The 25,696-nt window shown below is 38.1% G+C and carries 30 protein-coding genes and 1 pseudogene; 13 read left to right on the forward strand and 18 right to left on the reverse strand.

Annotated elements, in window-relative coordinates:
* Positions 1–356: 356 nt before the first annotated feature.
* Entirely contained in the window at positions 357–512 is a 156-nt protein-coding gene (locus tag CVT13_RS10170; protein ID WP_159070441.1) for a hypothetical protein, read from the forward strand.
* 127 nt (positions 513–639) lie between these two features.
* Here CVT13_RS10170 and CVT13_RS02365 read toward each other — a convergent pair whose 3' ends face one another.
* Positions 640–1,806 (reverse strand): replication-associated recombination protein A, encoded by a 1,167-nt coding sequence (locus CVT13_RS02365; RefSeq protein WP_234411965.1) that lies wholly within the window; start codon positions 1,804–1,806, stop codon positions 640–642.
* 28 nt (positions 1,807–1,834) lie between these two features.
* Positions 1,835–2,362, reverse strand: a complete 528-nt coding sequence (locus tag CVT13_RS02370; RefSeq protein WP_107811480.1) for a pyridoxamine 5'-phosphate oxidase family protein — start codon at positions 2,360–2,362, stop codon at positions 1,835–1,837.
* An 80-nt stretch (positions 2,363–2,442) separates the two neighbouring features.
* Here CVT13_RS02370 and CVT13_RS02375 point away from each other — a divergent pair, with 80 nt between their 5' ends.
* On the forward strand, positions 2,443–2,736 hold the full coding sequence (locus tag CVT13_RS02375; RefSeq protein WP_084109745.1) for a hypothetical protein: 294 nt from the start codon (positions 2,443–2,445) through the stop codon (positions 2,734–2,736).
* Position 2,737: 1 nt separating this feature from the next.
* Here the strand turns inward: CVT13_RS02375 and ung are convergent, their stop codons facing one another.
* The gene (ung, locus tag CVT13_RS02380) at positions 2,738–3,430 is read right to left on the reverse strand and encodes a uracil-DNA glycosylase (protein WP_107811481.1); all 693 of its coding nucleotides are present in this window, start codon (positions 3,428–3,430) and stop codon (positions 2,738–2,740) included.
* A gap of 64 nt (positions 3,431–3,494) precedes the next feature.
* On the opposite strand from ung, the gene CVT13_RS02385 reads away from it, so the two are divergent.
* From CVT13_RS02385 to infC, 3 genes are all read left to right on the forward strand, one after another.
* On the forward strand, positions 3,495–4,061 hold the full coding sequence (locus tag CVT13_RS02385; RefSeq protein WP_107811482.1) for a YbaK/EbsC family protein: 567 nt from the start codon (positions 3,495–3,497) through the stop codon (positions 4,059–4,061).
* Between the two features lie 350 nt (positions 4,062–4,411).
* Positions 4,412–6,232, forward strand: coding sequence for a threonine--tRNA ligase (thrS, locus tag CVT13_RS02395; protein WP_107811483.1), 1,821 nt, complete (start codon positions 4,412–4,414; stop codon positions 6,230–6,232).
* On the forward strand, positions 6,229–6,747 hold the full coding sequence (gene infC / locus CVT13_RS02400; protein ID WP_087586816.1) for a translation initiation factor IF-3: 519 nt from the start codon (positions 6,229–6,231) through the stop codon (positions 6,745–6,747). The genes thrS and infC overlap by 4 nt, the downstream gene beginning before the upstream one ends.
* Positions 6,748–7,460: 713 nt before the next feature.
* Here infC and CVT13_RS02405 read toward each other — a convergent pair.
* From CVT13_RS02405 to CVT13_RS02415, 4 genes are all read right to left on the reverse strand, one after another.
* Entirely contained in the window at positions 7,461–7,652 is a 192-nt protein-coding gene (locus CVT13_RS02405; RefSeq protein ID WP_159071096.1) for a hypothetical protein, read from the reverse strand.
* Positions 7,653–7,704: 52 nt separating this feature from the next.
* Positions 7,705–7,869, reverse strand: coding sequence for a hypothetical protein (locus tag CVT13_RS10175; protein WP_159071097.1), 165 nt, complete (start codon positions 7,867–7,869; stop codon positions 7,705–7,707).
* Positions 7,870–8,040: 171 nt separating this feature from the next.
* Positions 8,041–9,399, reverse strand: coding sequence for an NADP-specific glutamate dehydrogenase (gene gdhA, locus CVT13_RS02410; protein WP_107811484.1), 1,359 nt, complete (start codon positions 9,397–9,399; stop codon positions 8,041–8,043).
* Positions 9,400–9,529: 130 nt separating this feature from the next.
* Complete coding sequence (locus CVT13_RS02415; RefSeq protein ID WP_107811485.1) at positions 9,530–10,114, reverse strand: SMI1/KNR4 family protein; 585 nt, start codon at positions 10,112–10,114, stop codon at positions 9,530–9,532.
* A gap of 173 nt (positions 10,115–10,287) precedes the next feature.
* Here CVT13_RS02415 and CVT13_RS02420 point away from each other — a divergent pair, with 173 nt between their 5' ends.
* The gene (locus CVT13_RS02420) at positions 10,288–10,596 is read left to right on the forward strand and encodes a PQQ-like beta-propeller repeat protein (RefSeq protein WP_234411951.1); all 309 of its coding nucleotides are present in this window, start codon (positions 10,288–10,290) and stop codon (positions 10,594–10,596) included.
* 40 nt (positions 10,597–10,636) lie between these two features.
* Here the strand turns inward: CVT13_RS02420 and CVT13_RS02425 are convergent, their stop codons facing one another.
* The 6 genes from CVT13_RS02425 to glmM all read right to left on the reverse strand — a co-directional run bounded on the left by CVT13_RS02425 (position 10,637) and on the right by glmM (position 15,330).
* Positions 10,637–12,076 (reverse strand): acetyl-CoA carboxylase subunit A, encoded by a 1,440-nt coding sequence (locus CVT13_RS02425; protein WP_107811486.1) that lies wholly within the window; start codon positions 12,074–12,076, stop codon positions 10,637–10,639.
* Between the two features lie 117 nt (positions 12,077–12,193).
* Positions 12,194–12,739 carry a hypothetical protein gene (locus CVT13_RS02430; RefSeq protein WP_021086664.1) on the reverse strand — a complete coding sequence of 182 codons (546 nt, stop codon included), beginning with the start codon at positions 12,737–12,739 and terminating at the stop codon, positions 12,194–12,196.
* A gap of 9 nt (positions 12,740–12,748) precedes the next feature.
* Positions 12,749–13,183: a CopD family protein gene (locus CVT13_RS02435; RefSeq protein WP_107811487.1), complete on the reverse strand. Its 435-nt coding sequence runs from the start codon at positions 13,181–13,183 to the stop codon at positions 12,749–12,751.
* Positions 13,184–13,192: 9 nt separating this feature from the next.
* A complete protein-coding gene (locus tag CVT13_RS02440) occupies positions 13,193–13,555 on the reverse strand; it encodes an NINE protein (protein WP_107811488.1) in 363 nt (120 codons plus the stop codon).
* Entirely contained in the window at positions 13,545–13,997 is a 453-nt protein-coding gene (lspA, locus tag CVT13_RS02445) for a signal peptidase II (protein ID WP_021086998.1), read from the reverse strand. Before lspA ends, CVT13_RS02440 begins: the two co-directional genes overlap by 11 nt.
* A complete protein-coding gene (gene glmM / locus CVT13_RS02450; RefSeq protein ID WP_107811489.1) occupies positions 13,990–15,330 on the reverse strand; it encodes a phosphoglucosamine mutase in 1,341 nt (446 codons plus the stop codon). The genes lspA and glmM overlap by 8 nt, the downstream gene beginning before the upstream one ends.
* A gap of 157 nt (positions 15,331–15,487) precedes the next feature.
* Here glmM and rpsT point away from each other — a divergent pair, with 157 nt between their 5' ends.
* The 4 genes and pseudogenes from rpsT to CVT13_RS02470 form a co-directional block, all read left to right on the forward strand.
* Positions 15,488–15,757 (forward strand): 30S ribosomal protein S20, encoded by a 270-nt coding sequence (gene rpsT, locus CVT13_RS02455; protein ID WP_004317319.1) that lies wholly within the window; start codon positions 15,488–15,490, stop codon positions 15,755–15,757.
* A 13-nt stretch (positions 15,758–15,770) separates the two neighbouring features.
* The gene (prfA, locus tag CVT13_RS02460) at positions 15,771–16,838 is read left to right on the forward strand and encodes a peptide chain release factor 1 (protein ID WP_107811490.1); all 1,068 of its coding nucleotides are present in this window, start codon (positions 15,771–15,773) and stop codon (positions 16,836–16,838) included.
* A 331-nt stretch (positions 16,839–17,169) separates the two neighbouring features.
* On the forward strand, positions 17,170–17,589 hold the full coding sequence (locus CVT13_RS02465; protein ID WP_107811491.1) for a TOBE domain-containing protein: 420 nt from the start codon (positions 17,170–17,172) through the stop codon (positions 17,587–17,589).
* A 174-nt stretch (positions 17,590–17,763) separates the two neighbouring features.
* Positions 17,764–17,999, forward strand: a pseudogene (locus tag CVT13_RS02470) (FAD-binding protein); the annotation flags it as partial.
* Positions 18,000–18,026: 27 nt separating this feature from the next.
* Here CVT13_RS02470 and CVT13_RS02475 read toward each other — a convergent pair.
* Positions 18,027–18,254 (reverse strand): replication/maintenance protein RepL, encoded by a 228-nt coding sequence (locus CVT13_RS02475; protein ID WP_107811492.1) that lies wholly within the window; start codon positions 18,252–18,254, stop codon positions 18,027–18,029.
* 1 nt (position 18,255) lies between these two features.
* Positions 18,256–18,621 carry a diacylglycerol kinase gene (locus CVT13_RS02480; RefSeq protein ID WP_107811493.1) on the reverse strand — a complete coding sequence of 122 codons (366 nt, stop codon included), beginning with the start codon at positions 18,619–18,621 and terminating at the stop codon, positions 18,256–18,258.
* A gap of 53 nt (positions 18,622–18,674) precedes the next feature.
* Here CVT13_RS02480 and CVT13_RS02485 point away from each other — a divergent pair, with 53 nt between their 5' ends.
* A complete protein-coding gene (locus tag CVT13_RS02485; RefSeq protein WP_107811494.1) occupies positions 18,675–19,433 on the forward strand; it encodes an exodeoxyribonuclease III in 759 nt (252 codons plus the stop codon).
* A gap of 3 nt (positions 19,434–19,436) precedes the next feature.
* Here CVT13_RS02485 and CVT13_RS02490 read toward each other — a convergent pair whose 3' ends face one another.
* Together CVT13_RS02490 and CVT13_RS02495 are read right to left on the reverse strand one after the other, a co-directional pair.
* The gene (locus CVT13_RS02490) at positions 19,437–21,857 is read right to left on the reverse strand and encodes a GGDEF domain-containing phosphodiesterase (RefSeq protein WP_107811495.1); all 2,421 of its coding nucleotides are present in this window, start codon (positions 21,855–21,857) and stop codon (positions 19,437–19,439) included.
* Positions 21,847–22,719, reverse strand: a complete 873-nt coding sequence (locus tag CVT13_RS02495; protein WP_107811496.1) for a cytochrome-c peroxidase — start codon at positions 22,717–22,719, stop codon at positions 21,847–21,849. Before CVT13_RS02495 ends, CVT13_RS02490 begins: the two co-directional genes overlap by 11 nt.
* A 140-nt stretch (positions 22,720–22,859) precedes the next feature.
* On the opposite strand from CVT13_RS02495, the gene CVT13_RS02500 reads away from it, so the two are divergent.
* Positions 22,860–23,300, forward strand: coding sequence for a type II secretion system protein (locus CVT13_RS02500; RefSeq protein ID WP_107811497.1), 441 nt, complete (start codon positions 22,860–22,862; stop codon positions 23,298–23,300).
* Between the two features lie 277 nt (positions 23,301–23,577).
* Complete coding sequence (locus tag CVT13_RS02505; RefSeq protein WP_107811498.1) at positions 23,578–24,909, forward strand: MATE family efflux transporter; 1,332 nt, start codon at positions 23,578–23,580, stop codon at positions 24,907–24,909.
* Here CVT13_RS02505 and CVT13_RS02510 read toward each other — a convergent pair.
* The gene (locus CVT13_RS02510; RefSeq protein ID WP_107811499.1) at positions 24,890–25,696 is read right to left on the reverse strand and encodes a metal ABC transporter permease; all 807 of its coding nucleotides are present in this window, start codon (positions 25,694–25,696) and stop codon (positions 24,890–24,892) included. The genes CVT13_RS02505 and CVT13_RS02510 overlap by 20 nt on opposite strands.

A 25,696-nucleotide genomic window follows, 5' to 3' on the forward strand; every position in this document is an offset into this window, starting at 1 on the left:
TATATTTAAAAAAATATAAAATTAGAATAAATAAGAAAAATTTTTTAGCTTGGCTTAAAATTTCATGCTAGTTTTCGGCTTACTCGCGGTGAACTTGCTTTTACTAGCAAGATTTTACGACCAATATTTTTACGCTCTAAGGCGTTTTTTGATTGATAATTTCTAAATTTATTTCACAATGAAGGTTTAGAATGGCTAAAATTATTTCTTGATTTTTGGATTTTAAAATTAGGTTTTTGCGTTTTTTAGAAGGCTTTTACGATAAATTTGCAATCTTTCTTGTACGGATATAACTTGGCAAAACGTATTTGGCTATTGGTTTTGTTGAAAATTTTATCAAAGGCGTTTAAAAGGCTTTGGCGTTAAATTTTGCTTCATTGTTATTTGCTGGATTTGCCATATTTTGTCCGCTATTTGACTTGCCGGTAGTCAATCTTTGCGTCAAATTTTTCTCGCAAATCGCCGCTCAAAGCTGTTTAAAAATTTCTGGAAAGCTGCTTGCTCTGCCATAAGCCGTCGTTAATCTATCCCAAGGCACGTATTCTATCTTTAAATTTGCGATGTACGCTAAATTTTGCTAGTTTATTTACATTTCTTTTAAAATTTGCTCCATAAATCCGACAGAGTAAAGCCCAAAATTTAGCCCTTGGATTTTATTTTCTCTAGCCACTCATTTAGCGTTTTTTCAAAGCCTATGCCCTTGCTTTTGTAAAAAACGAGCGGTTTTTCTAAATATTTTTGCTCGACCCAGCCGCCAAAATCATGCGGATAAAGGTAGTCTTTGCTCTCTTTTGTGTGATTTTTTAGATATGGCGGGATCTTTAAAATTTCTTCGCTTTGCACGTATCTTAGAGCGGCATTTATCGCGTTGTAGCTGGAGTTTGACTTTGGCGAGCTAGCTAGATAGATAGCACACTGAGCCAGTATGATCCTAGCCTCTGGAAAGCCTATCTCTTTTACCGCGCTTAGCGTACTTGCGGCTAAATTTAGCGCATTTGGGTTTGCGTTGCCGATGTCTTCGCTGGCAAATATCGCCATCCTTCTAGCGATGAAGTCCGCACTCTCGCCAGAGTCTATGAGCCTTGCGAGATAGTAGATAACGGCGTTTTCGTCGCTTCCACGCATACTTTTTATAAAAGCGCTTGCTAGCTCGTAGTGCGTGTCATCCTCTTTTGCCCCCTCTTTTAGGGCGTTTTGGCGAAGTATTTTTAAATTTTCTAAGCTCACATTTTCATCAAGTGTGACGGCAAATTCTAGTAAATTTAGCATGGCTCTTGCGTCGCCGCCACTACTTTTAAAAAGATATTCCTTTGCCTCCTCGTCTATGCTAAATGAAATTTGCTCTCTTATATTGTCAAGAAGCTCCTCAAAATCGCTACTGCTAAGCGGTCTAAACTCAAAGAGCATCGAGCGGCTTCTGATACCTGAGCTTAGCGTGAAAAAGGGATTTTCGGTGCTAGCGCCGATAACTAGGGCCTTGTAGTTTTCCATGGGAATTAGCAGTGCTTCTTGTTGGGTTTTGCTTAGGCGGTGGATCTCGTCTATGAAAAAGAGTGGCTTGTTTAGGGCGTTTTCGTAGTTTTTTAAAATTTTGCGAAAGTCATCTATTTTTAAATTTCCGCCATCAAACTCGTAAAAGTCGTAGTTTGCCCCACTTGCTACTGCTCTTGCAAAGCTCGTCTTGCCACAGCCTGCTGGACCGTAAAATATAGAGTGCGGTAACTTGCTTGTGGCTATAAATTTTAAAAATGCCGCTTTAACCGCCTTTTGACCGCAAATTTCATCCAAATTTTTTGGCCTAAACATCAGTGCAAGTGAGTTCAAATTTACTCCTTTACTTTGCTGGTTTTGGCAAAATTTTGGCCTTTGCGCTAAGGCTCTCTATCTTTAGCTCGTAAATTTTCATGTTTTTTAGCCCATACTCGGCCGCTACGTCAAAGGTGCTCATCGCATAGGCGGTGTATTTCTGGCTGAGAATTTTTAAAATTTCATATCTTTTGGCTTCATCTTTCACTTCGTAAGCTCTTGTTTTTGTGATGGCACTTTTATATTCAGTCGTAAAAACCTTGCCACCAAGTGCCTTGCCGTCGTCTTTTATCGCCTCTAGCTCGCTATCATTTAGATGCGGGACTTTATTAAAGCTTACACAAACAAACTCCACTTTTCGTCCATCTTGAAGTAGTTTTGCCTTACAGCCAGCGGTAGCTCCGTGTATAAAAATGCTTTCACCAACTCTAACAGGCGAGATCGGTACGCTAAAAATTTCTCCCTCATCATCCACGCATGAAATTACTGCATATTCGCATTCATCTATGATTTTTAGGCCATCTTCGCGGCTTAGCTCTCTATCTTTTCGTCTCATTTTTTATCCTTTTTTTGAAAGAGCATTTTAAAATTTAAGTGCTTAAAGGCTAGTATAACGCAAAAATTTCAAGGAAAAACATGAAAAAAATAGCTATTTTTGCCATTTTACTTGGCGTAAATTTAGTCCATGCAAACGATGTTTGCAATGAATATATCAAGCAAAGTAGGCTCTATCTTGACGAGCTTTATGCCAAAGAGAGCAAGCGACTCGCAAATGATGAAAAGGCGTTAAGGCTTTTTGAGCTTAAATTTGATGAGTTTAAACAAAGACAAAGCGGCCAAGAAGCCATAATTTTGCAAAACAAAGATGAGAAATTTTGCAAAAGAAAGCTTGAAGAGACAAACAAACTTTTAAATGATCTAAAAAAATAGATCAAATTTTTACGTTTAGATCCCAGTCTATTGGCGTTTTGCCATGGTTTGCTAGATAGATATTTGCCTTTGAAAAGTGTCGGCAGCCAAAAAATGCGCCACGAGCCAGTGGGCTTGGATGTGCTGCCTCTAAGATGAGGTGCTTGCTGGCGTCAATGAGCGGTGCTTTGGCTCTAGCTGGATTGCCCCAAAGCATAAAAACTACTTTTTGTAAATTTTGGCTAACTTTTTTTATTACAGCGTCAGTAAAGCCCTGCCAGCCAAAGCTTGCATGAGAATTTGCCACTCCAGCGCTAACGCTTAAAGTTGAGTTTAGTAGTAGCACGCCTTGCTTTGCCCACTTTGTGAGATCGCCGCTATTTGGCTCTTTTATGCCAAGATCAGCGTAAATTTCTTTATATATATTCACAAGACTTGGCGGGACTTTTACGCCATTTGGTACCGAAAAGCTTAGCCCCATGGCTTGATTTGCACCGTGGTATGGATCTTGGCCTAGGATGACGACTTTGACAGAGTGAAAAGGCGTTAGATTAAATGCATTAAATATAAGCACACTTGGTGGATAGACGACGCCAGCACTCTTTGCTTTTAAGAAATTTTCTTTAATGCGAGCGAAATTTTCACTCAAAAGCTCATCTTTTAGCACCTCTTTCCAGCTTGGCTCGATCTTTACATCGTCTAAATTTATTTGCATTTTCCTGCCCTTTTTTGGTTTTAGCGGTATAATTTTAACTAAAATTTATACAAAGGAAAGAGCTGTGTCTGAGCAAATTTTTAATAAGATCTATGAGCTTCTTAGTAAGAATGAAGCCAAATTTAAAGTCCTAAATCATGAGAGTGCGACCACTTCAGAAGAGGTAGCAAAACTTAGGGGAACAAAGATGAGTCAAGGCGCAAAGGCTCTGGTTTGCTCTATTAAAGGGGTGGATGAGGAGAAATTTAGGCAAATTTTTAAAGATGAAAATGTGCTAAATGATTATTTGCTAAGCGATGAAAAGCCAGCGATGAAGGCTGGTAAAGCTTATATTTTGGCTATTTTGCCAGCCGATATGCAAGCAAATCTTGATAGCTTGACACAAAAATTTGACGGCAAAAGAGCAAGCCTAGCTAGTCCAGATGAAGTTTTGGCATTGGCAGATTGTGTTTTTGGTTCAGTGCCACCATTTAGCTTTCATAAAAATTTACACATCGTAGTTGATGAAAGGTTGCTACAAAGAAACGATGAGATCGCATTTAATGCTGGACTACTTGATAGATCGATCATTTTAAATACAAAAGATTATACAAAGATAGTGCGACCAACGCTAATAAATTTTGCAGAATGAAAAAGTGCTAGGCTAACCACTTCCTAGCACTAAATATTGTCGGGAGAAAAATGAATTTAAATAATGCAAAGACGAGAAATTGCTAAATTCATTTCAAGAACAAATATTATCAGGCATAATCTTAAAATATAATAAATTATATAAATAAAAAGCTTTAAATTTAGGGATTTACATATTTAAATATAAATATATATATTTTATAAATAAATTTATAGATCAAAGCTTGTGGATTTAAAAAGAATTTATAAAAATTTGCTTAGCAAATATTAAGTTTAGCTTAAAGCCCATTTTGATAAAATCCTTAATCGTTCTTTTATCGTAAAAAAGACAATTTGATATAAGGAAAAACAATGAGCGATATCATCGCATACAAACTAAATGGCGAAATAGTCGATACCCAAAGTATCGCAGGGCGTGAGAATAGTGCTGAGCCTATCTATTTTGACAACTCAAAAGAGGCACTACACGTTATCAGACACTCCTGTGCGCACCTAATGGCACAAGCTATCAAATCACTCTATCCAAAGGCGAAATTCTTTGTCGGACCAAACGTAGAAGATGGATTTTATTATGATTTTAGAGTTGATGATGAGGGTACGAAGCTAGGCGAGAGCGATCTAGCTGCGATCGAAGAAAAAATGAAAGAGCTTGCTGAGAAGAAAATTGATATCATCAAAACTTGCTCAACCAAAGCTAATATGAGCGATAAATTTAAAGACGACGACCTAAAACAAGAGGTCTTAAAAAGAATTCCAGATGGCGAAGTGAGCAGCTACGCGCAAGGTGATTTTGAAGACCTTTGCCGCGGACCACATGTGCCAAATACTAAATTTTTAAAATTTTTCAAGCTTACACGCGTGGCTGGGGCTTATCTTGGAGGCGATGAGAGCCGTGAGATGCTAACTAGAATTTATGGCACAGCTTATGCAGATAAAGAGAGCTTAAAAGAGCACATCCGAATCATCGAAGAGGCCAAAAAGCGTGACCACAGAAAGCTTGGCACCGAGATGAAACTATTTACTTTTGATGAAGAAGTGGGCGGTGGTTTGCCGATATGGCTGCCAAACGGCGGACGCTTGAGATCAAAACTAGAGCAAATTTTATACAAAGCTCACCGCGACCGCGGCTACGAGCCAGTGCGTGGGCCTGAGCTTTTAAAGGCCGACGTGTGGAGAAGAAGCGGTCACTACGCAAACTACAAAGAAAATATGTACTTTACGACGATCGACGAGACAGAGTACGGCATTAAGCCGATGAACTGCGTTGGTCATATCAAAGTTTATCAAAGTGATATCAGGTCTTACCGCGACTTGCCGCTTAAATTTTTCGAATACGGCGTCGTACATCGCCATGAAAAAAGTGGCGTTTTACATGGACTTTTTAGAGTTCGCGAATTTGCCCAGGATGACTCACATATCTTTTGTATGCCAAGTCAAATCAAAGAAAATATCCTAGAAATTTTAAAATTTGCTGGCACGATAATGGAAAATTTTGGCTTTCACTACGAGATGGAGATTTCGACCAAGCCTGCAAAAGCGATCGGTGGGGACGAAATTTGGGAAACTGCTACAAAAGCGCTAAAAGAAGCGCTTGATGAAAATGGCTTTAAATATGGCATCGACGAGGGCGGTGGCGCATTTTATGGTCCAAAGATCGACATTAAGATAACTGACGCGCTTAAGAGAAAGTGGCAATGCGGCACGATCCAGGTCGATTTTAACCTGCCTGAGCGCTTTGATCTGGGCTACATCGACGCAAATAACGAAAGACAACGCCCTGTAATGCTTCACAGAGCACTGCTTGGCAGTTTTGAGAGATTCATAGGAATTTTACTTGAGCACACTGCTGGTGAGCTACCATTTTTTATCGCTCCTACGCAAGTCGTCATTGTACCTATTAGCGACGCACATTTAGATTACGCAAAAGAAATTTCACGTGAGCTAAGAAAGATCAACGTCGATAGCGAGATCGCAAGTAAAAATGAGAGTTTAAATAAGAGAATAAGAACGGCTGAAAAACAAAGGGTGCCTATGATAGTCGTGCTAGGAGACAACGAAGTAGCGAACAAGAGCGTTGCGTTGCGCGATAGACAGGCTAGGATGCAGAGCGATATGAGCTTGGCGGAATTTATAAATTTAACGAAGGAGAAACTTAGTGAGGTACATTTTTGAGTAAGGAAAATGAAGTATTGCTCAATGAGGACATAAGGGCGAGAGAGGTAAGATGTGTAGGGGATGATGGCACAGCATACGGTGTCATCTCAAGAGAAGAGGCTTTAGAGATCTCAAATAAGCTTGGGCTTGATCTAGTGCTTATAGCGCCAGATGCGAAACCACCAGTTTGCAAGATAATGGACTATGGTAAATTCCGCTATCAGCAAGAGAAAAAGCAAAAAGAGGCTAAGAAAAAGCAAAAAACCATCGAGATAAAAGAGATAAAACTCTCTGTCAAGATCGCCCAAAACGATATAAACTACAAGGTTAAACACGCAAGCGAGTTTTTGCAAGATGGCAAACACGTTAAATTTCGTGTATTTTTAAAGGGTCGCGAGATGAGCACTCCAGAAGCTGGCGTAGCTATGCTTGAGAAGGTCTGGGAGATGATCAAAGATGAAGCTGACCGCGACAAAGAGCCTATAATAGAAGGTCGTTATGTAAATATGCTTGTAACTCCAAAAAAGGGTTAAATTTTTACAAAGAGCAGGCTAGGGCTTGCTCTTTTTCATTAAATTTTTAATACAAAAACTCACAAATAACTATTTTCAAAAATTCTATCATTTTTATATCTGCTAAATTTACGCAAGGGCGTTTGCAGGGTTGATATACCTTATGGTTAAATTTGATAGGCAAAATTTGGATGTGGCTTAAATTTAGTAAATTTTGGTCTTTACTTGCTGGAATTTACCCGCTTTGTTATCGCTCGTATGGATGTTGTGTTGAAAATATTTCTTGTGAGCTTACAAAATTTTAGTGCTTGCGTGAGTATTTTTAAGCTAAATTTTGCCTAATATCTAGCTAAATTTGGCAATGGGATATCGCTTTAATAATACTTTTTTACAAAAAGCTTTGACTACTCTTGGTTTTATGTGGCGACCAAATTTGACGATAAATTTGCTTGTTCATGGATTAAATGGAGCAAATTTTAATTTTTGCTTACTAGAATTTGCTTCATCCTTTTTCTGCAAACCATTACATGGACCGCTTTGCTGAAATTTGGCTAGGTAAGGGTAATCTGTTAGAGTAAATTTGATAACTTCTTGTGAATTTGTAAGTTTATGGTACTTATGCTTAGCATTTTAAGCTAAATTTCGCCTAGTAGCTGTATAAATTTGCTAAAAAATTCGCTTGTTTGTAGTTTAAATTTATAAAAGAGAATTTAGGCTGGGTGAGCATCAATTTACTAAATTTTATAAGCCATTTCTTGGTAAAAATCAAATGTCCTATAATCTACTTGGATAAAATTTAGTGTTTGCTCATTCTCTACCAGAACTTCTTCATTTTGCCTTGCTATATCGATGCCAGCTAACACTATAAAATTTCTCGCTCGCAACGCGCTTGCTACAAATTTCTTCATCTTTAAACAGCCACACATAAACAAACATACCACTCGTGCAATCAAGCAAAAGCATCCATGGCAAAAACTTTCAAATTTGTTGCACAAACCTCGCCACTCCACCATTTGCCGCCGTATCAGCTTCTTTTAGCAAAATTTCTATTAAATGCTCTAAAAAAAGTGGTATGCTCGCCACCCTAGTGAAATTTAGCCAAGCTTCAGATCCACATCCGCCACACCAACAAAAATTTGTCAAAATGAACACCGCATAATGCTTCAATTAGCGTAAATTTTAATAGTTTGTCAGTAAAATTTGCCATACGAAAGGCAAATTCTTTTTTAACTAAAAGCCTAAAACTATTCCATATTGATTTACGTCCAAATTTAACTTGGACGTAAATTTATAGAGCTAAGAGCAAAATCAGCCCTACACATATCCCTGATCTATCATAGCATCGGCCACTTTTCTAAAGCCCGCGATATTTGAGCCAAGCACCAGATTTCCCTCGTCGCCAAACTCCTTGCTAGTCTCGTAGCTAAGCTCGAAGATATGATTCATGATGCCGTGCAGTCTGTGATCGACCTCCTCAAAGCTCCACGAAGTCATGCCAGCATTTTGCATCATCTCAAGGCCGCTTGTGCCCACGCCGCCCGCGTTTGCCGCCTTTGCCGGAGCAAAGTAAAAATCATTTTGCGCTAGCATGAAATTTATCGCATCAAGCGTGCTTGGCATATTTGCTCCCTCAGCCACGAAGCGACAGCCGTTAGTGTAGAGCGTCTTGATGTCGGCTAGATGCAGCTCGTTTTGCGTCGCGCACGGAAACGCTCCGTCGCACGGCACGTCCCACACGCCGTTTCTGCCCTCTTTGTACTCGCTTACGCTTACGTATTTTGCGTTCGGTCTAAATTTGACGTATTCGCTAAGGCGCGCGCGTTTTACTTCTTTTAGCTCTTTAAGCACCGCTAGATCGATGCCCTCTGCGTCGTAAACGTATCCGTTTGAATCAGAAACCGTGATAGGCAGAGCGCCTACTTGATAGAGCTTTTCTACCGTGTAGATGGCGACGTTTCCGCTACCGCTTATGCTGCATTTTTTGCCCTCGAGGGCAAGGCCCGCTTTTTGCAGCATGTTTTGCGTGAAATATACCAGCCCGTATCCGGTCGCCTCCGTGCGCGCTAGGCTGCCGCCCCAGTTTAGGCCTTTGCCCGTGAGTATACCGTCAAATCTGCCCGTGAGTTTTTTATACTGCCCAAACATATAGCCGATCTCGCGCGCGCCCACGCCGATGTCGCCTGCGGGCACGTCTACGGTGTTGCCGATGTGGCGGTAAAGCTCGCTCATAAACGCTTGGCAAAAGCGCATTATCTCGCCTTCGCTCTTGCCCTTTGGATCAAAGGTGCTGCCGCCTTTTGCACCGCCGATATTTACGCCAGTGAGCGAGTTTTTGAAAATTTGCTCAAATCCAAGAAATTTTAGCACACCAAGATCGACGCTTGGGTGGAGCCTTAGACCGCCTTTGTATGGGCCAACGGCTGAGTTAAACTGCACGCGGTAGCCGTTATTTACCTTTGGTCTGCCATCATCGCCTGTGTATGTCACGCGAAAGATCACCGTGCGCTCAGGGATGACGATGCGCTCTAGGATCGCGTGTTTTTGGTACTTGCTCTCTCTTTTGATAAGCGGCTCTAGGCTGTTTAAAACCTCAGTCGCAGCTTGGACAAAGACGCCTTGACCCGGGTTGGTCTTCTTTATCCACTCCATCGTTTGTTCGATGTACTCGCTCATTTTTGCTCCTTTTTCCTTTTTTTGTAGTTAAATATTAGCTCGGCTATAAAAAATTTTTATTTAAAGATATTTTAATATTTTTATTTTGGGCAATGAGTGTTACATATCGAAACTAAATTTATAAAATTTACTAAATTTGCGCCATCTCTTGCCAAAAAGAAAGTGCTACGTCGTCTGCTTGGACAAAATTTAGGATATTCTGGACTGATGGCATGGCTTCATCGCTTAGCCTTGCTATATAGGTGCTGGCAAGCGCTATGAAAAATTTTTCAAAGTCACTCGCAACGCACCTGCTGCAAAGCTCCTCATCTTCAAGTAGCCACGCATAGACCGCACCACTCGTGCAATCAAGCAAAAATATCCAAGGATCACCCACGGCAAAAACTATCAAATTTGCTGGGCGAGCTTCACCCTGCCACCATTTGCCACCAAACTCATCTGTGCTGTTTAGGCGCACTAGCTCGCTTGCATAGTCGCCTCTGGAGCCAAATTTGACATTGTAAATTTCAAAATTTCCAAGGTTAAATTTGCTTAAGAGCTTTGTAAATTTAGCTGGGAAAATTACGCCAAGAGCTTCTTGTGCGTTTTTAAGTGCTTGTGCGGTGGCTTTAACATCATTTTGAAGCAAGAGTCTCATGCCAGTCATACCCTCTTGCTCTAGTAGCAAGAAAATTTGATCTAATTTTTGAGCTATCTGGTTTAACTTTAAAAACATATCAGTCCTTTAATCTGCTGGATTTTGGCAAATTTTATCAAATTTATTTCAGCGCGTTTTTAATTTGACCCATTTGTCGCCAAACTTAGACCACGATCTTCATAAATTTAAGAAGCTGGCATAGATAACTAAAAAACTAGCAATCACTAAATGTGAGATGTTAAGGAGGGCGAATGCTTTACTTTGGCACTGCTGGCAAAGGCGGACATCTCTATACCGTTGAGGCGAAAAGTGGCGAAGTGATATTTAAATTTAAAACAAGTGGCGCGGAGCATTTTGTTTGGGTCGAGGGTCAAATTTTGCTCGCAAACCGCAAAAATAAACCAGTTTTGATAAGCGCCAAAGATGGCTTGCTTTTAAAAGAGATAGAGTTTGAGAAATTTAGACTTAGCGCAGATCAGATCATGCTAGTAAGCGGTGGCAGGCTCTATGCTGTGGCAAATGACGGAGCTAAAATTTACGCAGTTTGCGCAAGAATTTAGCCTTGGCGAAATTTATCGCCAAAGCCATAATGAGATAAATTTATCTCTTCTTTTTATATCTTTTTATCGCCTCTACAATTACCTCTTCTAGATCGTCATTTGGCTCTTTGTTCATATCATCATAGGTGTTTTCAAGGATAGTTTTTAAGTTTTTCTCAACGTAGCTAGTATCGAAAAATCCTCGTCTAAACTCCTTACTTTTGCTGATCGTTAGCAAAAATGGGATGATCGTTCGCACGCCCTCGATGGTAAATTCTTCAAGTGCTCTTTCAAGCTTATTTACAGCAAGATCGTAGTCGGTTGCTTTGACGATCAGTTTTGCGATAAGTGAGTCGTAAAATGGCGGTATGGTGTAGTCTTTATAGACGTGGCTATCTACGCGCACAGATGGGCCAAGAGCTGGGTAGTAGCCCTCGATCGTGCCTGGTGCTGGGATGAAATTCTCCCAGACATTCTCAGCCGTGATCCTTGCTTCTATCGCGTAGCCGCGTGGCTTGATGTCGCTTTGCTCGATCTCTAATATCTCGCCCGCAGCGATCCTTATCTGCCTAACGACTAGATCATGGCCTGTGATCTCTTCAGTGATGCCGTGCTCCACTTGGATACGAGTGTTCATCTCCATGAAGTAAAAGTTATTGTAGTCATCTAGCAAAAACTCGATCGTTCCTACGTTTGAGTAGCCCACAGCCTTTGCAGCAGCCACTGCGGTCACGCCCATGATCTTTCTTAAATTTTCGCTAATTGATGGGCAAGGTGCGATCTCGATGATCTTTTGGTGGCGCCTTTGGATAGAGCAGTCACGCTCGCAAAGGTGGATGATGTTGCCGTAGTTATCGCCTAAAATTTGAAACTCGATGTGGCGAGGATTGACGACAAGCTTCTCCATAAAAACTTCGTCGTTGTTAAAGTATGCTTTTGCCTCTCTGGTGCATGACTCAAAGGCATCTTGCATATCTTCTTCTTGCCAAACTTCTCTGATGCCACGGCCACCACCACCACCGCTTGCTTTTAAGATGACTGGGTAGCCGATGCGTCTAGCGTGCTCTTTTATGGCATCCATGCTCTCGTCATTTAGCTTTTCTGTGCCTGGAACGATTGGTATGCCGTTTCTCTTCATCAGGTATCTTGCGATATTTTTATCACCCATTTTTCTTATCACTTCAGCCTTTGGACCGATAAAGATAAGCCCAGCGTCCTCGACCGCCTTTGCAAATTCGTAGTTTTCGCTTAAAAAGCCGTATCCTGGGTGTATCGCGTCAGCCCCGCACTCTTTAGCAAGCTTTACGATAGCTTTGGCGTCAAGATAGCCCTTGATCGGATCTTCGCCCACTTGATAGGCCTCATCAGCGATCCTGACGTGTAAGCACTCGCTGTCTGGTGCTGTGTAAATTCCTACGCTTTGGATGTGTAAATCCCTACAAGCTCTGACTATCCTAACTGCGATCTCGCCACGATTTGCGATAAGAATTTTATGTATCATAGGCTATCCTTTTTGAGTTTTTCTTATCATATAACTATTCGTTTTATTTTTAGATAAATTTGTTAAGTCTGGTTTTAAAATTTGAGTGCAAAAGGCTAAATTTACACTCAAATTTCTTTATTTGCTGATGATTTGTGGGAAAGGTGTGGCTAGGGCTTTTTTGCTAAAGTCTTGCGACTCGATCGTGAAATTTGTAGCAAATCTTTGAATGCCCTCTTTTTTATAAGCACGCCTTTGGATGGTGAAAAGGACTAAATTTCCGCCTTGTTTGGTGTAGCGATATATCGAGTGCTCGGCTGTTGGCACGCCATTTAGGTTTGAAAATATCGTTATATCAAGATAAATTTCATTTGCGAGTGAGCCCTTTTTATAAGCCACTTTTAGCCCTTTTGCTTTTAGCTCTTTTAGATCATTTATCTTTTGCTCGACCGCTTGCTCTGGCGTAGCGTCAAATTTAAGGGTATTTAGCGAGAGCATGTAGCTAAAACTATCTATCTTCTCGCCAGGGAGCAAATACTCCTGCGTGAATAAATTTGGCACAGGCTTGGCTGAGCCTGCTAGCGAGTAGAGTCTGTTGTCAAATTTTATCTGCATCGGCTCAAAATACTGAGTAGCTGCGAGCAAGAGCGCTGGCAAAGCGATAAATGCTAAAAATTTCTTCATCAAATTCCTTTAAAATGGATTTACTATCATTACCCAGATGATGATGAGCATCGCGATAGTTGGCACTTCGTTGTAGGCTCTAAAGAAGATGCCACTTTTGGTACAGCGTTTTTCTTTGAGCTGCTTCATGTAGCGTCCAAGGTCTAGGTGATAGATAGCCATCAAGATGACAACTAAAATTTTGACGTGTATGTGACCAGTTTGTATAAGATCAGGCATCGCGATAAGTATCAAAATGCCAGTGACAAATGAGCCGATGAGTGCGACCCAGCCGATGTAGTGATACATCTTGTACTCCATCACTTCGACCACTTTTACAAAGTCAGGTTTGTCCATGTTTTCTACGTGATAAACGTAGAGCCTTGGCTGATAAAACAGCACTGCCATCCACGAGATGAAAAACAAATAGTGGAGGTATTTTAAGTAATTATAATAGTCTATCATAATGTCTCCTTATCTAAAAAGTATCTCTTTTCTAGCTTCAAATTCGGCCTTGCTGATCGCACCACTCTCAAAAAGCTCGTAAAGCCTTTTTAGGTCTTCTTTTTTATCTTTTAGTTTTAGTCTCTCTTTTAGCTCGACTTTTTGTAAATTTTTCTCTACATAAGCACCAACTAAAAATGCATCTATAAGCCACCAAATGCCCCAGATGATTAAAAATGGTATGCCTATAATGAAATAAAACGTAGCATATCCAACGAAAAATAGTCCCATCATCAAAAAGCCAGTGATAAATTTACCAAGGTAAATTCTATGCGCTCCAAGCCAGCCAGTAAGTAGCCAAAGCGCGTATGCGACGTAGATATTATTTGCCACTCTCTCTCCTTTTTCTAAAACTTTGCCAAAGTATCATCACGACGCAAAGATCGATCATCACATCAGCGAAGTTAAAGACTGCAAAGTTAAACCACTTGTGCCAAAAGACGTAATCCACGACGCCGCCATGGATAAATCTATCTGTGATATTTGAGCTGCCAGCTCCTAGCAAAGCTCCAAGCCAAATAGCATGCGAGCAAAGCAGCTTTTTCTCAACGACTAGATAGACAAAAACGCCTAAAATAAGGGCTATCTGGATAAATTTAAGCCACTCATCCAAAAAGGCAAACATCGAAAATGCAACGCCCTTATTATATGTAAGAACTAGCGAGAAAAACTCGCCCTCCCACGAAAAACCATCTATAAATATCATCTTTATCGCTTGATCAACAATAAAGATGAGAAAAAACGCGATAAAAAATTTAACTAAGCTTTTACGCATTTAGGGCTTTTACAAAAAAATTCTCAACTTCATCCATGCGTTTTTCAACTAAAGTTTGATTTTTGCCTTCAAGCAAAAGTCTGATCAAATTTTCAGTGCCAGAGTATCTAAAGAGCGATCTTATGCCCTCTTTTGCGAGGCTAGCCTCAAGCTCTTTTAGTCCCTCTATCTTATCAAGCGGCTTTTTCTCTGTGATCTTTAAATTTAGCAAAATTTGCGGATATGGCTTTAGCTCGCCAAAAATTTCACTAGCTTTTTTACCTTTTTTAAGCATCATCGCAACGACTTGCATCGAAGTAACAAGGCCGTCCCCAGTCTTAGCGTAGTCGTTAAATATGACGTGACCGCTTTGCTCGCCGCCAAAATTTATGCCATTTTCTTTCATCATCTCAAGCACGTATTTATCGCCTACGTTTGAGCGAAGTAGCTTGATCTTGTGAGCTTTTAGATAGTCATCAAGTGCGGCGTTACTCATCACAGTAGCCACGATGGCTCCACCTTTTAGCGCCTTTTGCTCGTGTAAAAATGCAGCTAGTGAGCCAAGTATCGCGTCGCCATGCACAACTTCGCCGTTTTCATCGACAACGACAAGCCTATCAGCATCGCCGTCAAATGCAAAGCCGATGTCGGCACGAAGCCTTTTTACCTCGCTTGCTAGATCTTCTGGGTGAAGTGCGCCGCAGTTTTGGTTGATGTTGCTACCATTTGGCTCGTCGTTTATGACGATGACATCAGCTCCAAGCTCGCTAAATACAGTTGGTGCGACCTTGTAAGCAGCTCCGTTTGCCACGTCTAAAACTACTCGTAAATTCTTTAAATTTAGCTCTTTTGGGAATGAATTTTTGATCTGCACGATATATCTGCCGATAACATCGTCGATCCTCTTGTTTGCACCGATCTCTGTCATCGTTTTTTGGGCGTTTGCGATGAGCTCATCGTCGTAGAAGATTTTTTCTATCTCGGCCTCTATCGTCTCATCAAGTTTGTTGCCAAAGCTATCAAAAAATTTGATGCCGTTATCGTAGTATGGGTTGTGTGAGGCGCTTATCATTATGCCAGCGTCACAGCGCATATTTTCTGTTAAAAATGCGATTGCAGGCGTTGGCATAGGGCCTATTTGAAGGACGTTGTAGCCAACTGCAGTTAGTCCTGCAACGATGGCAGTTTCGATCATATAGCCACTTTTTCTAGTATCTTTTCCAACTAAAATCACATTTGTCGCTGAGGTCTTTCTAAAGTAAATTCCAGCAGCCATTGCAAGGCGCATAGATGTTTGAGCTGAAAGCTTTTCGCCAGCCTTACCACGAACTCCGTCTGTTCCAAAAAGTTTCATCAATTTATCCTTTTTATTATAAAATTGTGCTATTTTATCAGAATTTACCTAATTTAAAATCTAAAATTTTACTTTCATTAAGGATGACTTAAATTAAGGTTAAATTTATTATATCTTTAATATAATCACCGACTAAAATTATTCAAAAAGGTATATTATGGCAAACCATAAATCTGCTGAAAAAAGAGCTAGACAAACTATAAAAAGAACAGAAAGAAATAGATTTTACCGCACAAGACTTAAAAATATAACAAAAGCAGTGCGTGTAGCTGTAGAAGCTAAAGATCTAAATGCTGCAAATGAAGCTTTAAAAGTTGCTAATAAAAGTATCCACAGCTTCGTAAGTAGAGGCTTTTTGAAGAAACAAACTGCTGCTCGTCGCGTTAGTCGTCTTGCACAATTAGTAAATACTCTAAAAGCTGCTTAATTTATAAAATTTAATGTTTGCTGATAAACTTCATCCATTTTTGGATCGCTATAATGAAATTTCTACGCTTCTTAGCGATCCAAATATAGCAAACGATATCGAAAAGATGACAAAGCTCTCAAAAGAGCAATCATCTATCGAACCAGTCGCATCTGCCTCAACAAAATATCTAGAAATTTTAAAAGACATCGATGAAAATAAAGCCCTACTTGAAGATTCTGAGCTTGGTGAGCTTGCAAAAGAGGAGCTTAAAAATTTAGAAATTTCAAGAGAGAAGCTTGAAGAAGAGATAAAAATTTTACTTCTTCCAAAAGATCCAAATGATGATAAAAATATATTTTTAGAAATTCGCGCAGGTACTGGTGGCGATGAGGCTGCGCTATTTGTTGGAGATCTTTTTAATGCTTACATTAGATATGCAGAGCTTCGAGGATATAAATTTGAGATAGTTAGCCAAAGCGAAGGCAATACTGGCGGTTTTAAAGAGATCATCGTGCTTATAAAAGGCAAAGGCGCTTACTCAAGACTAAAATTTGAAGGTGGTACACACAGAGTTCAGCGTGTACCAGAGACTGAGAGCCAGGGCAGGGTGCATACTTCAGCTGTGACTGTGGCTATCATGCCAGAGGTTGAGGATAGTGAGATCGAGATCAATCCAAATGATATAAGAGTCGATGTGATGAGAAGCTCAGGCCATGGCGGTCAGTCAGTAAATACAACTGATAGTGCCGTTAGAATCACGCATATACCAACAGGACTTGTTGTAACAAACCAAGATGGTAAGAGTCAGCACAAAAACAAAGAAGCTGCGATGAAGGTGCTAAAAGCTAGACTTTATGAGCTTCAAGAGCAAGAGAGACTTGCAAAAGAAACTAGTGAGCGAAAGAGCCAAGTTGGCACTGGAGACCGCTCAGGTAGGATAAGAACTTATAACTATCCGCAAAACCGCATAAGCGATCACCGCATAAATTTAACACTTTATCGCCTTGATGCGATCATGGCTGCAGGGCTATTTGACGAGATCATTGAGCCGCTTATCACTCACTATCAAGCAGAAGCCATGCTAGAAGCTGGTATTTAAACTTTCAAATTTTATAATTTATTTCTTTACCTAAAAATATTACTTTAGCTTAAAATACTTTTAAATTTACCAATCTTTAAAGTCAAATTTACAAGAATTTTACAAAAATAGATATTTAGAAGTAGTAGTTAGTAATATTTTTTCTCGTTTTTTTTAAAACAATATAAATTAAATTTTTAGATTTTATTTCTCAAATAGCAATTTATAGGGCATTTAAAAGTATAAAATTTTTATTTTTGATATTATAATTTTGTATAAATAGCTTTTAAGTTTTGCTTAATAATTCTACCTTACAATTTCACCATAATTTAATTCAAAACAAGGAGATAAAATGTCAATAAGTGCAAGAAATCAACTAAATGTTGAGATCACAGAAGTAAGAACAGGTGCGGTAAATTCGCTAATATCTGCTAAGCTTGCAGGCGGTGAGGTGCTAAAAGCGACTGTTACGGTTGATAGTGAAAAAGGTCTTGATCTTAAAGTTGGTAAAAAAGCTATATTTTTATTCAAAGCTTCAAGCGTTATCGTTTCAAAAGATGACAGCATCAAGCTTAGTGCAACAAACCAAATCAAAGGTGTTGTTAGCGAGATAAAAGACGGAGCTGTAAATACTGAAGTTATTATCGATGTAAATGGCAGTAAAATTTCAGCTATCATCACAAGAGAGTCAGTTAGCAGCCTAGCTTTAAAAGTAGGAGATAAAGTAACTGCAATCATCAAAGCAACTCAAATTATAGTTGGTGTTAAATAATTTACGGAGCAATTTTGCTCCGTTCTTCTAAACTAAATTCTATTCTTAAGCTAAAATCTAAAATACTCTAAAAATTATCAGCCAAGTTATAAATTTAAAGAAGTTGTAGTAAATATTTTTAAAGCTATTTACTTAAAAATTTTATAGCTAAAATTTATATTACTTTTTACTTTTGTAGCCTATCCATCATTTTATGCAGAGTGTAGCATGCCAAAAGTTCACCACACAATAGGTGGTCTAAGTATCAATACAAAAGTCCATGTCATAAGCTCTCAAACAGCTATGCCTATACCAAATTTATATGCAGCCGGCGAGATCACAGGTGGCGTTCATGAGCCATTCGTCTAGGTCCAGTCATGATAACTGACCACTTAACATTTGGCATGATCACTACTAAGACTATAGGATAAAAAGATGCGGTAAGCGTTTGCTCACCACTATAAATTTTTAAATCTATAAACTCCGTTTTTCACTCGCTCAAAAATTTTCTTCTCTTCAAGCAACTTAAACGTGCTTATCACGGTTGGTTTGCTCACATCTAGCTTTTCACAAATTTCTGAAATTTTTACTACAATAAAGCCATTTTCATCACAGCTTTTAACTAGCAAATTTATAATTTCTACCTTTTTCTCACCAATGATTGCCTTGTAAATTTTTTCATTCATACTAGCCCCAAATTTTATACCCTATTGCCATGCACCAAAGCGCGCCACATAAGAAATTTGCGATCATCACAGCTGCACTTCCTGCATCTTTTGCCGCCTTTGCTAGGGCGTGATAGTCTGGGCTTGCAAGATCAGTTACTCGCTCTAAGCCAGAGTTTAGGCACTCGCAAACTAGCACAAATGCCATGCTAAAGATCAAAAATAGATTAAAAACAAGGTCAAAATTCCAAAAAAATAGCGATAGTGTTGCTAATAAAAATATGCAAATTTCTATCCTAAAGCTCTTTTCATTTTTGAAAATTTCAGCCAAACCCTCTCTTGCGTAGCCAAAATTTTTAAAAAATTTATACTCTGGCTGGTTTCTCATAATTTTCCTTTTTGTGATTTTTGGCATAATTATAATTAAAAAAAGGATGAAATTTGAAACTTATTAGCTGGAATGTAAATGGCCTTAGAGCACTTGTAACAAAAGATGGCTTTGGTTGGCTTGATGAGATAAAGCCTGATTTCTTGGCACTTCAAGAGATCAAGGTCAAAGAAAGTGACGTGCCAAAGGAAATTTATAACCTTGGCTTTAAAGATATAAGTGTAAACTCGGGTGAGAGGGCCGGATACTCTGGTGTGATGAGCCTAGCAAATTTTGACATTTCTACACAAAAGGCGGCCTTCTTTGATGACACGGAGGGGCGTGTTTTGGAGCATAGATTTGGCGATATCGTGCTTTTTAATATCTATTTTCCAAATGGCCAAAAGGATGACGAGCGACTAGCCTATAAAATGTACTTTTACGAGAAATTTCTAGCTTACTGCAAAGAACTTGTAAAAAGCGGCAAAGAGGTGATATTTTGTGGTGATGTAAATACCGCTCACCGCGAGATCGACCTTAAAAATCCAAAGGTAAATGCCAAGACTTCAGGCTTTTTGCCTATCGAGCGAGCATGGATAGATGAGGTACTAAAAAGTGGTTTTATAGATACTTTTAGAGCTATAAATGGCGACGTAGCGGACGCTTACTCGTGGTGGAGCTACCGCTTTAATGCAAGGGCGAAAAATGTTGGCTGGAGGATTGATTATTTTTTTATTTCACAAGGATTAAAAGATAGGCTAAAAGACGCATTTATCTTGCCAGAGATCACAGGCAGCGATCACTGCCCGGTTGGCATAGATATAGAAATTTAGCCACTATTCCATTCTACGAGGCTTGCCTAGTAAGAAACCTTGTGCGTAAGGTATTTCAAAATTTTTGATTTGATTTAAAATTTCTTCTGAACTTACAAACTCGGCTACTATTTTGTGGCCTTGTTTTTTTGCAAAGCTTACGATGGTTTCTACTAGAACTCTAGCATTTTCATCAAATGGAAGCTTTTTGATTATCGAGCCATCTATCTTTATGGTGTCTATATCAAGCTCTAAAATTCGGTAGTAGTTTGAGTATCCTGAGCCAAAGTCATCAATCGAAATTTTACATCCATAGCCTTTGACGCGTTTTATGAAAGAATTTACCGCAACATAGTCGCTAAGCTCTTCACTCTCTAGCATTTCAAAGCAAATTTTATTAGGATCTTTGCACTCGTTTAGCTTGCTCTCTATAAGCTCTCTCATACTAGCATCAGCAATATCGGTAATTGATAAATTTATTGAGAACATATAATCTGGATATCTCTTGGCAAGATCAAACGCAAGACTTATCACCTTTTTGGTTATTTGCGGATATAGTTGCGTTTTCATGGCAATATCTAAAAATTCGCCCGGATAGTGTATCTTGCCATTTTGATCGATTATACGAACCAAAACTTCATAATACTTTGCTTCGGTTTCATTTTCTTCTAAGTTAAAGATGCCTTGTGCTTCTACGATGACTCTATCGTTTTCTAATGCATCTTCGATTAGCTGAACTGCCAGCTGGTTTTTGTGATATTTCATCTCAATGGCGTCATTTTCTAGATAGTAGTAAATATTGCTACCATTTTCTATTGCGAGCTGATTTGCAAGGACTGATTGCATTAGGCGGTTAGTTTGTGGTGTATCGTTTGGCAATGAAACACCAAATACCATTTTTATGCCTGGTAAGTTTTCAAATTTTTCATCAATAGCGACATTTATTCTATTTGAGCCAAAATATTCTCTTATATATTCAATATCTCTTACGATGTTATCGCCTTCATACCACATATAAAATGCGTCATCTTGAAATCTAAATAGCTTTGCTTTTATCTCAGAAGCATCTATGCAAAGCTTTAGTGTATCAGCTACTGCTTTTAGCATTGCATCGATAATCTTAGTTTGATAAAAGAATCTTAAAATCTTAAAATTTTTAATGCTTAAGCAAATTAGCACTCCATCTTTTTGCGCGTCTAAAATTTCAGTTAAAGCAAAGTAGTTGCCAAAGCCTGTTAGCTTATCGATTGAAGATTGTATTTTTATTTGTTCATTTTTTTGAGTTAGCTCGTTTAGTATTAGCGCCTCTTTAGTCCTATCAAGTTTTACCGCTATATAGCCCTCAAATTTATTCTTAAAGAAAAATGGTGAAAATTTTACCTTTTCATATAAAAAATCACCGCTTTTTGTTCTGCTTATAAGCTCATCACTCTCCCAAGGTAGAGATTTTTGCAGAGCATCTTTTATGGATTCATAAAAGCTTTGTGGGTGCATATATGATTTTAGTATTCTAGGATTTTTACCGATTACATCCTTTAGCTTGTAGCCAGTTTTTTCTTCAAAGGTTTTATTTACGTATGAAATTCTATTGTATTTATCGCAATAGATAATAGAGCTATGATCGTTTTCAACCGTGGATCTTAAGAGTTTTATCTGTCTTAAACGCTCTGAGGCCATTTTAATTTGATATAGGCCAAATGCACAAAATATTATAAATGCAAGTAAGCAAATTATTTGAGCTATTTTTGCGTTATTCACCTCATCAGAGTGAAATTCTAGGATTTTGTTTCTAAAATTTTCTATCAGATTATCAAGATGTAGCTCTTTTGCACTATTTGAGATTGTATGTAAAGTTTTTGTAGCTTGAGCTGCATAAAGTATCTTGTCTAATACATTTTGAGCTTTTTGGTTATCTTTATACTCGTTTTTATACATTTTTATTTGCTTTGAAATTTCATCTATTACTTCAGGACTAAGCATCAAAGCACCTTTTATCGCATAAAATATAGGCTCAAGCTTATTTGGAAGTGCTAGATTTTGTATCTCATATTGACTTATTTGGATATAAGAATCTATAGATGAGTTTACATAAGCTGATCTTTGTAAAAAAAATACTTTTTTACTAAATACATCTCTTATGTTTTGTAGATCTTTTGTTATTTCATTTTGATGAAACAACAGCATCTCATCACTAAGCATTGAAAGGTTGCTCAAATTTGTATCAAAAGAATTTATGTCAGCATTGAGTTTGTCGTAGTTTGAGACATCATAAATATTATTTAAAGAAAAAGTTATCTCATTGTCTATAAATTTTAGATTTAAAATTCCATCATCAAATTTATGAGCCGTATCAATGGCTATATTTGCTTTATATATAAAAAATGCACTAATGAAAAATATAGCTACTAAGACGCTAAGTATGGTTTTTATTCGTTTAGTACTCATTTAGTATCCTAGGCTTTTTACCATTTAATGTTAGAAAAAATGAGTATAAAGCATCAATTTCATCTTTGCTAAACTCATATCCTAGCTGGTAGTTACCAATAAAGCTTATAGCCTCTTTTAGATCATTTATCTCTCCATGGGATAAATATGGGGCAGTTTTTGTAACATTTCTTAGTGATGGCACTCTTCTTAATCTTTTGTTTGCATCTAGGGCAGAAATTCTTTCTCGGCCAATATCTTGTGTCAAATTTCCTCCCAAATTTCTACCATTGTGACAAGCGGCACAGCCTATATTATTAAATATCTCAAATCCTTTCTTTGCGCTATCGTCTATGGCATTGTTATCACCTGATATAAAACGATCAAATGGCGAATCAATACTCAAGACAGCCTTCTCAAACTCAGCTATTGCATCTACAATATTATCAAAATTAATGCCGTCATTATAAATTTTTTTAAATAAAATTTTGTACTCAGAGATATTATTTACAGAATCCACTATCTTGTCATTATCTGAGTTTAGTTCTATTCTAGAAGTTATGGACTCTTTTACTTGATCCTTTAAATTGCTAATCTTTGCATCGCTATAAAATAGATAGTTTGCTGCAGCGTTTAATATGGTTGGAGGATTTAAAGTGCCTTTTTCCATGCTATCTTGGTTGCTTCCGCTTAAATTCCAATACAGGTTGTGACAAGTTTGACAAGAGTAGTTTTCATTTGGACTTAGCCTTTTGTCAAAAAAGAGTTTTTTGCCAAGCAGAGCCTTTTCTTCATTATATTTTACTACCGTAAGAGGTTTGTAGGATTCATATTTACAAAATGAAATCGTGATGATAAATAGACAAATTATAACGCCCTTCATAACGCCCCTAATTTTTAATTTTCTTTTTTATATCGGCAAATTTTTGATTTTTTATATAGTACATTATTTTATTGTTTTTTGAAATTTATGATACAATTCGCTCGATTTAGAAAATATTTATATTTCAGGGAGGAGAAGTCATGAAAAAAGGCTTTACGATGATTGAGTTGATCTTCGTGATCGTTATATTGGGCATATTAGCTGCGGTTGCTATACCAAAACTAGCTGCAACAAGGGATGATGCAGAGATATCAAAAACTGCTTCAAATATACAAACACTTATTTCGGACTTGGGTTCTTACTATACTTCACAAGGCGAATTTGCTTCTGGTGCAGATGCTGTTAAAAAGATGTCAAATGTTAAGAATCCAGTAAATGCAAAAAATGATAAGTGCCTAGAAGTGGGTGCTGGAAACAACACTAATGGTGAGATAAAGATGACTATTAGCGTAGGCGGTCTTTGTGAACAAGTTTGGAAATTGCCAGGCTTAGTAGATGTTAAAGCCTTAATCGAAAGTACTGCCGACAACAAGACAGCTAATTCGCTTAAATTTGGCGGCATGGGCATAAAATATAAATAAAATTTTTAGCAAGGTATTTTCCTTGCTTTTTATGATATTTGGCCTACTAAATTTCTAATATAACAAAGACTGATAGAAATACAAATTTTTTACACAAATAATTTATATACATAAAAATAAGCTTTCAATTTATATACATAAAAATAAGCTTTCTAAGATTTAATGCGTTGCCAAAAGATATCAAATCTTAACTATGCTAATGAGTAATGGCTTTTTATTAAATTTAATTGATTTTATTCTTTACAAATTTTAAAGATAAAAAACGTAAAATCAAGCCATGGATTTACTAAAAGACCCGTTAAATAAGCTCATCATCTCGCTTTCGCTTCCAGCCGGCACCGCAATGATGTTTAATACTCTTTATAATGTTACCGGCACATTTTTTGCAGCAAAAATTTCTACCCTTGCCGTAGCTGGTATGGCTATGAGCTTTTTGCTTTATCTAAGTATTGTGGGCATTGGGCTTGGTTTTGGCTCAGCACTAACTGCGCTAATAGGCAATAGCCTTGGAGCAGGAAAGATAAAAATGGCTAAATTTTATGCGGCAAATGGAATTATCTTTGTGCTAGTATTTGCTATTTTTATGGGGTTTTGTGGCTATTTTTTAGCACCGAATTTGCTCACTTTTTTAGGAGCCGATCATCACTATTTAAAAGAGGCTCTTGATTACGCAGGTGTTATCTTTCTTGCTGCACCATTTTTCTTGATTATCAAATCTCTAAACGGCGTGCTTGTGGCACTTGGAGATACAAAAAGTTACCGCAATTGGCTATTTTATGGCCTTTTTATTAACGCATTTTTTTGCTACTTTTTTGCATTTATTTTGGACCTTGGCGTAAAAGGACTTGCTCTAGCAACAGCTAGTGTTCAGCTTTTGGGCATGATCTACCTTTTTGCAAAAGTTAAAAAAGCTAAGATGATCGAGCCAAGAAATTTAAGCTATTTTGTGCCAAATTTTGGCATTTGGGCAAAGATTGCAAAGCAAGCTCTACCAGCTTGCTTAAACTATCTATCGATGTCGCTTGGCTCACTTGTGCTTTTAAAATTTATAAGCTACTATGGCGTAAATGCCGTAGCGGGGTACGGTATAGCTTTAAGGATAGAGCAAATTTTGGTATTGCCGACCATTGGTATGGCCGCAGCGGTTTTAAGTATTGTTTCAAGAAACTATGGTGCTAGAAATTTTAAAAGAGCTAAGCAATGCTATAAAATTTCGCTTCTTTTTTTGCTTATTTATTGTGTATTTGCTTGCGTTTTTATTAGATTTTTTGGTGAAGATATGATAAGAATTTTTGATGATACGCCGGTGGTTTTGGAGATAGCAGGGCTTTATCTTGGTATAAATTCTCTTGCTTACATAGCTTATGGCACGATAAATGTCTCAGGCAGTACTCTTCAGGCCATAAAACGCCCAGTGGCCATCTTTTTGCTAAATGGATTTAGGCAATTTGTACTTCAAGGATCACTTTTTTACGTTGTAGTTTTTTATTTTGGTCTTGAGATAAAATTTATATGGCTAGCTCTATTTTTTAGTGTCTATCTCACAGCCATTTGCTTCGTCTTTTGGACGCTTTATCAGTTAAGAAGGGCTACTGGCGTAAGCTTTTAAATTTAAAACAAAATGCAAAAAAGCAAAGTGAAGCAACTAAGATTATACTAGCTCCTCCTGTTAGATTAAAATAAAAGCTAATAAATAGACCGCTAAAACAAAAAACGACCGAAAAGATAGTAGAGATTAGCATCATCAGCCCAAGTCTTTTGGCAAAAATTTGTGCTAAATATGGCGGTATAGTAAGAAGAGCGATGACTAGAATCAGCCCAACAACACGAATCGTAGCCACCACACAAAGTGCCATCATGCACACTAATAAATAGTGAAAAAATGTTGTATTTACGCCGCGCAGCTTTGCAAACTCTGCATCAAAGCTAATAGCTACAAATTGACGATAAAAAAGGGCAATGAGTGCTAAAAATAAGATGTCTAAAATACTCATACATGTTATATCTTGCCCGCTTACTGCTAAGATAGAGCCAAAAAGATAGCTCATAAGATCGGCATTGTATCCCGGAGTTAAATCGATAAAAATGATACCAATAGCCATGCCAAATGCCCAAATAGCACCGATAACTGAGTCGATGTTGGTTTTATCTTTTAGCGTAATAGTGGCGATTATAAGGGCTAAAAAGAGTGAAAATATGCTAGCTCCAAGAAGTGGTTCAAGCGAGAAGAAAAAGGCAAGTCCTATGCCGCCATATGCTCCGTGCGCGATACCGCCAGCGATAAAAGTCATTTTATTTATAACAACGAGTGAGCCTATGAGCCCACAAATAATACTAACTAAAATGCCAGCAATAAAGGCATTTTGCATAAAATTTAACTCTAAAATTTCACTCAT

It is taken from the genome of Campylobacter concisus, from assembly GCF_003049085.1.
Classification (GTDB): Bacteria; Campylobacterota; Campylobacteria; order Campylobacterales; family Campylobacteraceae; genus Campylobacter_A; species Campylobacter_A concisus_H.

Excerpts from the sequence above, each read along its gene's own strand:
- CVT13_RS02365 (WP_234411965.1), bottom strand. The coding sequence starts at position 1,806 with ATGTTTAGGCCAAAAAATTTGGATGAAATTTGCGGTCAAAAGGCGGTT.
- CVT13_RS02370 (WP_107811480.1), bottom strand. The coding sequence starts at position 2,362 with ATGAGACGAAAAGATAGAGAGCTAAGCCGCGAAGATGGCCTAAAAATC.
- CVT13_RS02375 (WP_084109745.1), top strand. The coding sequence starts at position 2,443 with ATGAAAAAAATAGCTATTTTTGCCATTTTACTTGGCGTAAATTTAGTC.
- ung (WP_107811481.1), bottom strand. The coding sequence starts at position 3,430 with ATGCAAATAAATTTAGACGATGTAAAGATCGAGCCAAGCTGGAAAGAG.
- thrS (WP_107811483.1), top strand. The coding sequence starts at position 4,412 with ATGAGCGATATCATCGCATACAAACTAAATGGCGAAATAGTCGATACC.
- CVT13_RS02405 (WP_159071096.1), bottom strand. The coding sequence starts at position 7,652 with ATGTGTGGCTGTTTAAAGATGAAGAAATTTGTAGCAAGCGCGTTGCGA.
- gdhA (WP_107811484.1), bottom strand. The coding sequence starts at position 9,399 with ATGAGCGAGTACATCGAACAAACGATGGAGTGGATAAAGAAGACCAAC.
- CVT13_RS02415 (WP_107811485.1), bottom strand. The coding sequence starts at position 10,114 with ATGTTTTTAAAGTTAAACCAGATAGCTCAAAAATTAGATCAAATTTTC.
- CVT13_RS02420 (WP_234411951.1), top strand. The coding sequence starts at position 10,288 with ATGCTTTACTTTGGCACTGCTGGCAAAGGCGGACATCTCTATACCGTT.
- CVT13_RS02425 (WP_107811486.1), bottom strand. The coding sequence starts at position 12,076 with ATGATACATAAAATTCTTATCGCAAATCGTGGCGAGATCGCAGTTAGG.
- CVT13_RS02430 (WP_021086664.1), bottom strand. The coding sequence starts at position 12,739 with ATGAAGAAATTTTTAGCATTTATCGCTTTGCCAGCGCTCTTGCTCGCA.
- CVT13_RS02435 (WP_107811487.1), bottom strand. The coding sequence starts at position 13,183 with ATGATAGACTATTATAATTACTTAAAATACCTCCACTATTTGTTTTTC.
- lspA (WP_021086998.1), bottom strand. The coding sequence starts at position 13,997 with ATGCGTAAAAGCTTAGTTAAATTTTTTATCGCGTTTTTTCTCATCTTT.
- glmM (WP_107811489.1), bottom strand. The coding sequence starts at position 15,330 with ATGAAACTTTTTGGAACAGACGGAGTTCGTGGTAAGGCTGGCGAAAAG.
- rpsT (WP_004317319.1), top strand. The coding sequence starts at position 15,488 with ATGGCAAACCATAAATCTGCTGAAAAAAGAGCTAGACAAACTATAAAA.
- prfA (WP_107811490.1), top strand. The coding sequence starts at position 15,771 with ATGTTTGCTGATAAACTTCATCCATTTTTGGATCGCTATAATGAAATT.
- CVT13_RS02465 (WP_107811491.1), top strand. The coding sequence starts at position 17,170 with ATGTCAATAAGTGCAAGAAATCAACTAAATGTTGAGATCACAGAAGTA.
- CVT13_RS02475 (WP_107811492.1), bottom strand. The coding sequence starts at position 18,254 with ATGAATGAAAAAATTTACAAGGCAATCATTGGTGAGAAAAAGGTAGAA.
- CVT13_RS02480 (WP_107811493.1), bottom strand. The coding sequence starts at position 18,621 with ATGAGAAACCAGCCAGAGTATAAATTTTTTAAAAATTTTGGCTACGCA.
- CVT13_RS02490 (WP_107811495.1), bottom strand. The coding sequence starts at position 21,857 with ATGAGTACTAAACGAATAAAAACCATACTTAGCGTCTTAGTAGCTATA.
- CVT13_RS02495 (WP_107811496.1), bottom strand. The coding sequence starts at position 22,719 with ATGAAGGGCGTTATAATTTGTCTATTTATCATCACGATTTCATTTTGT.
- CVT13_RS02500 (WP_107811497.1), top strand. The coding sequence starts at position 22,860 with ATGAAAAAAGGCTTTACGATGATTGAGTTGATCTTCGTGATCGTTATA.
- CVT13_RS02505 (WP_107811498.1), top strand. The coding sequence starts at position 23,578 with ATGGATTTACTAAAAGACCCGTTAAATAAGCTCATCATCTCGCTTTCG.
- CVT13_RS02510 (WP_107811499.1), bottom strand. The coding sequence starts at position 25,696 with ATGAGTGAAATTTTAGAGTTAAATTTTATGCAAAATGCCTTTATTGCT.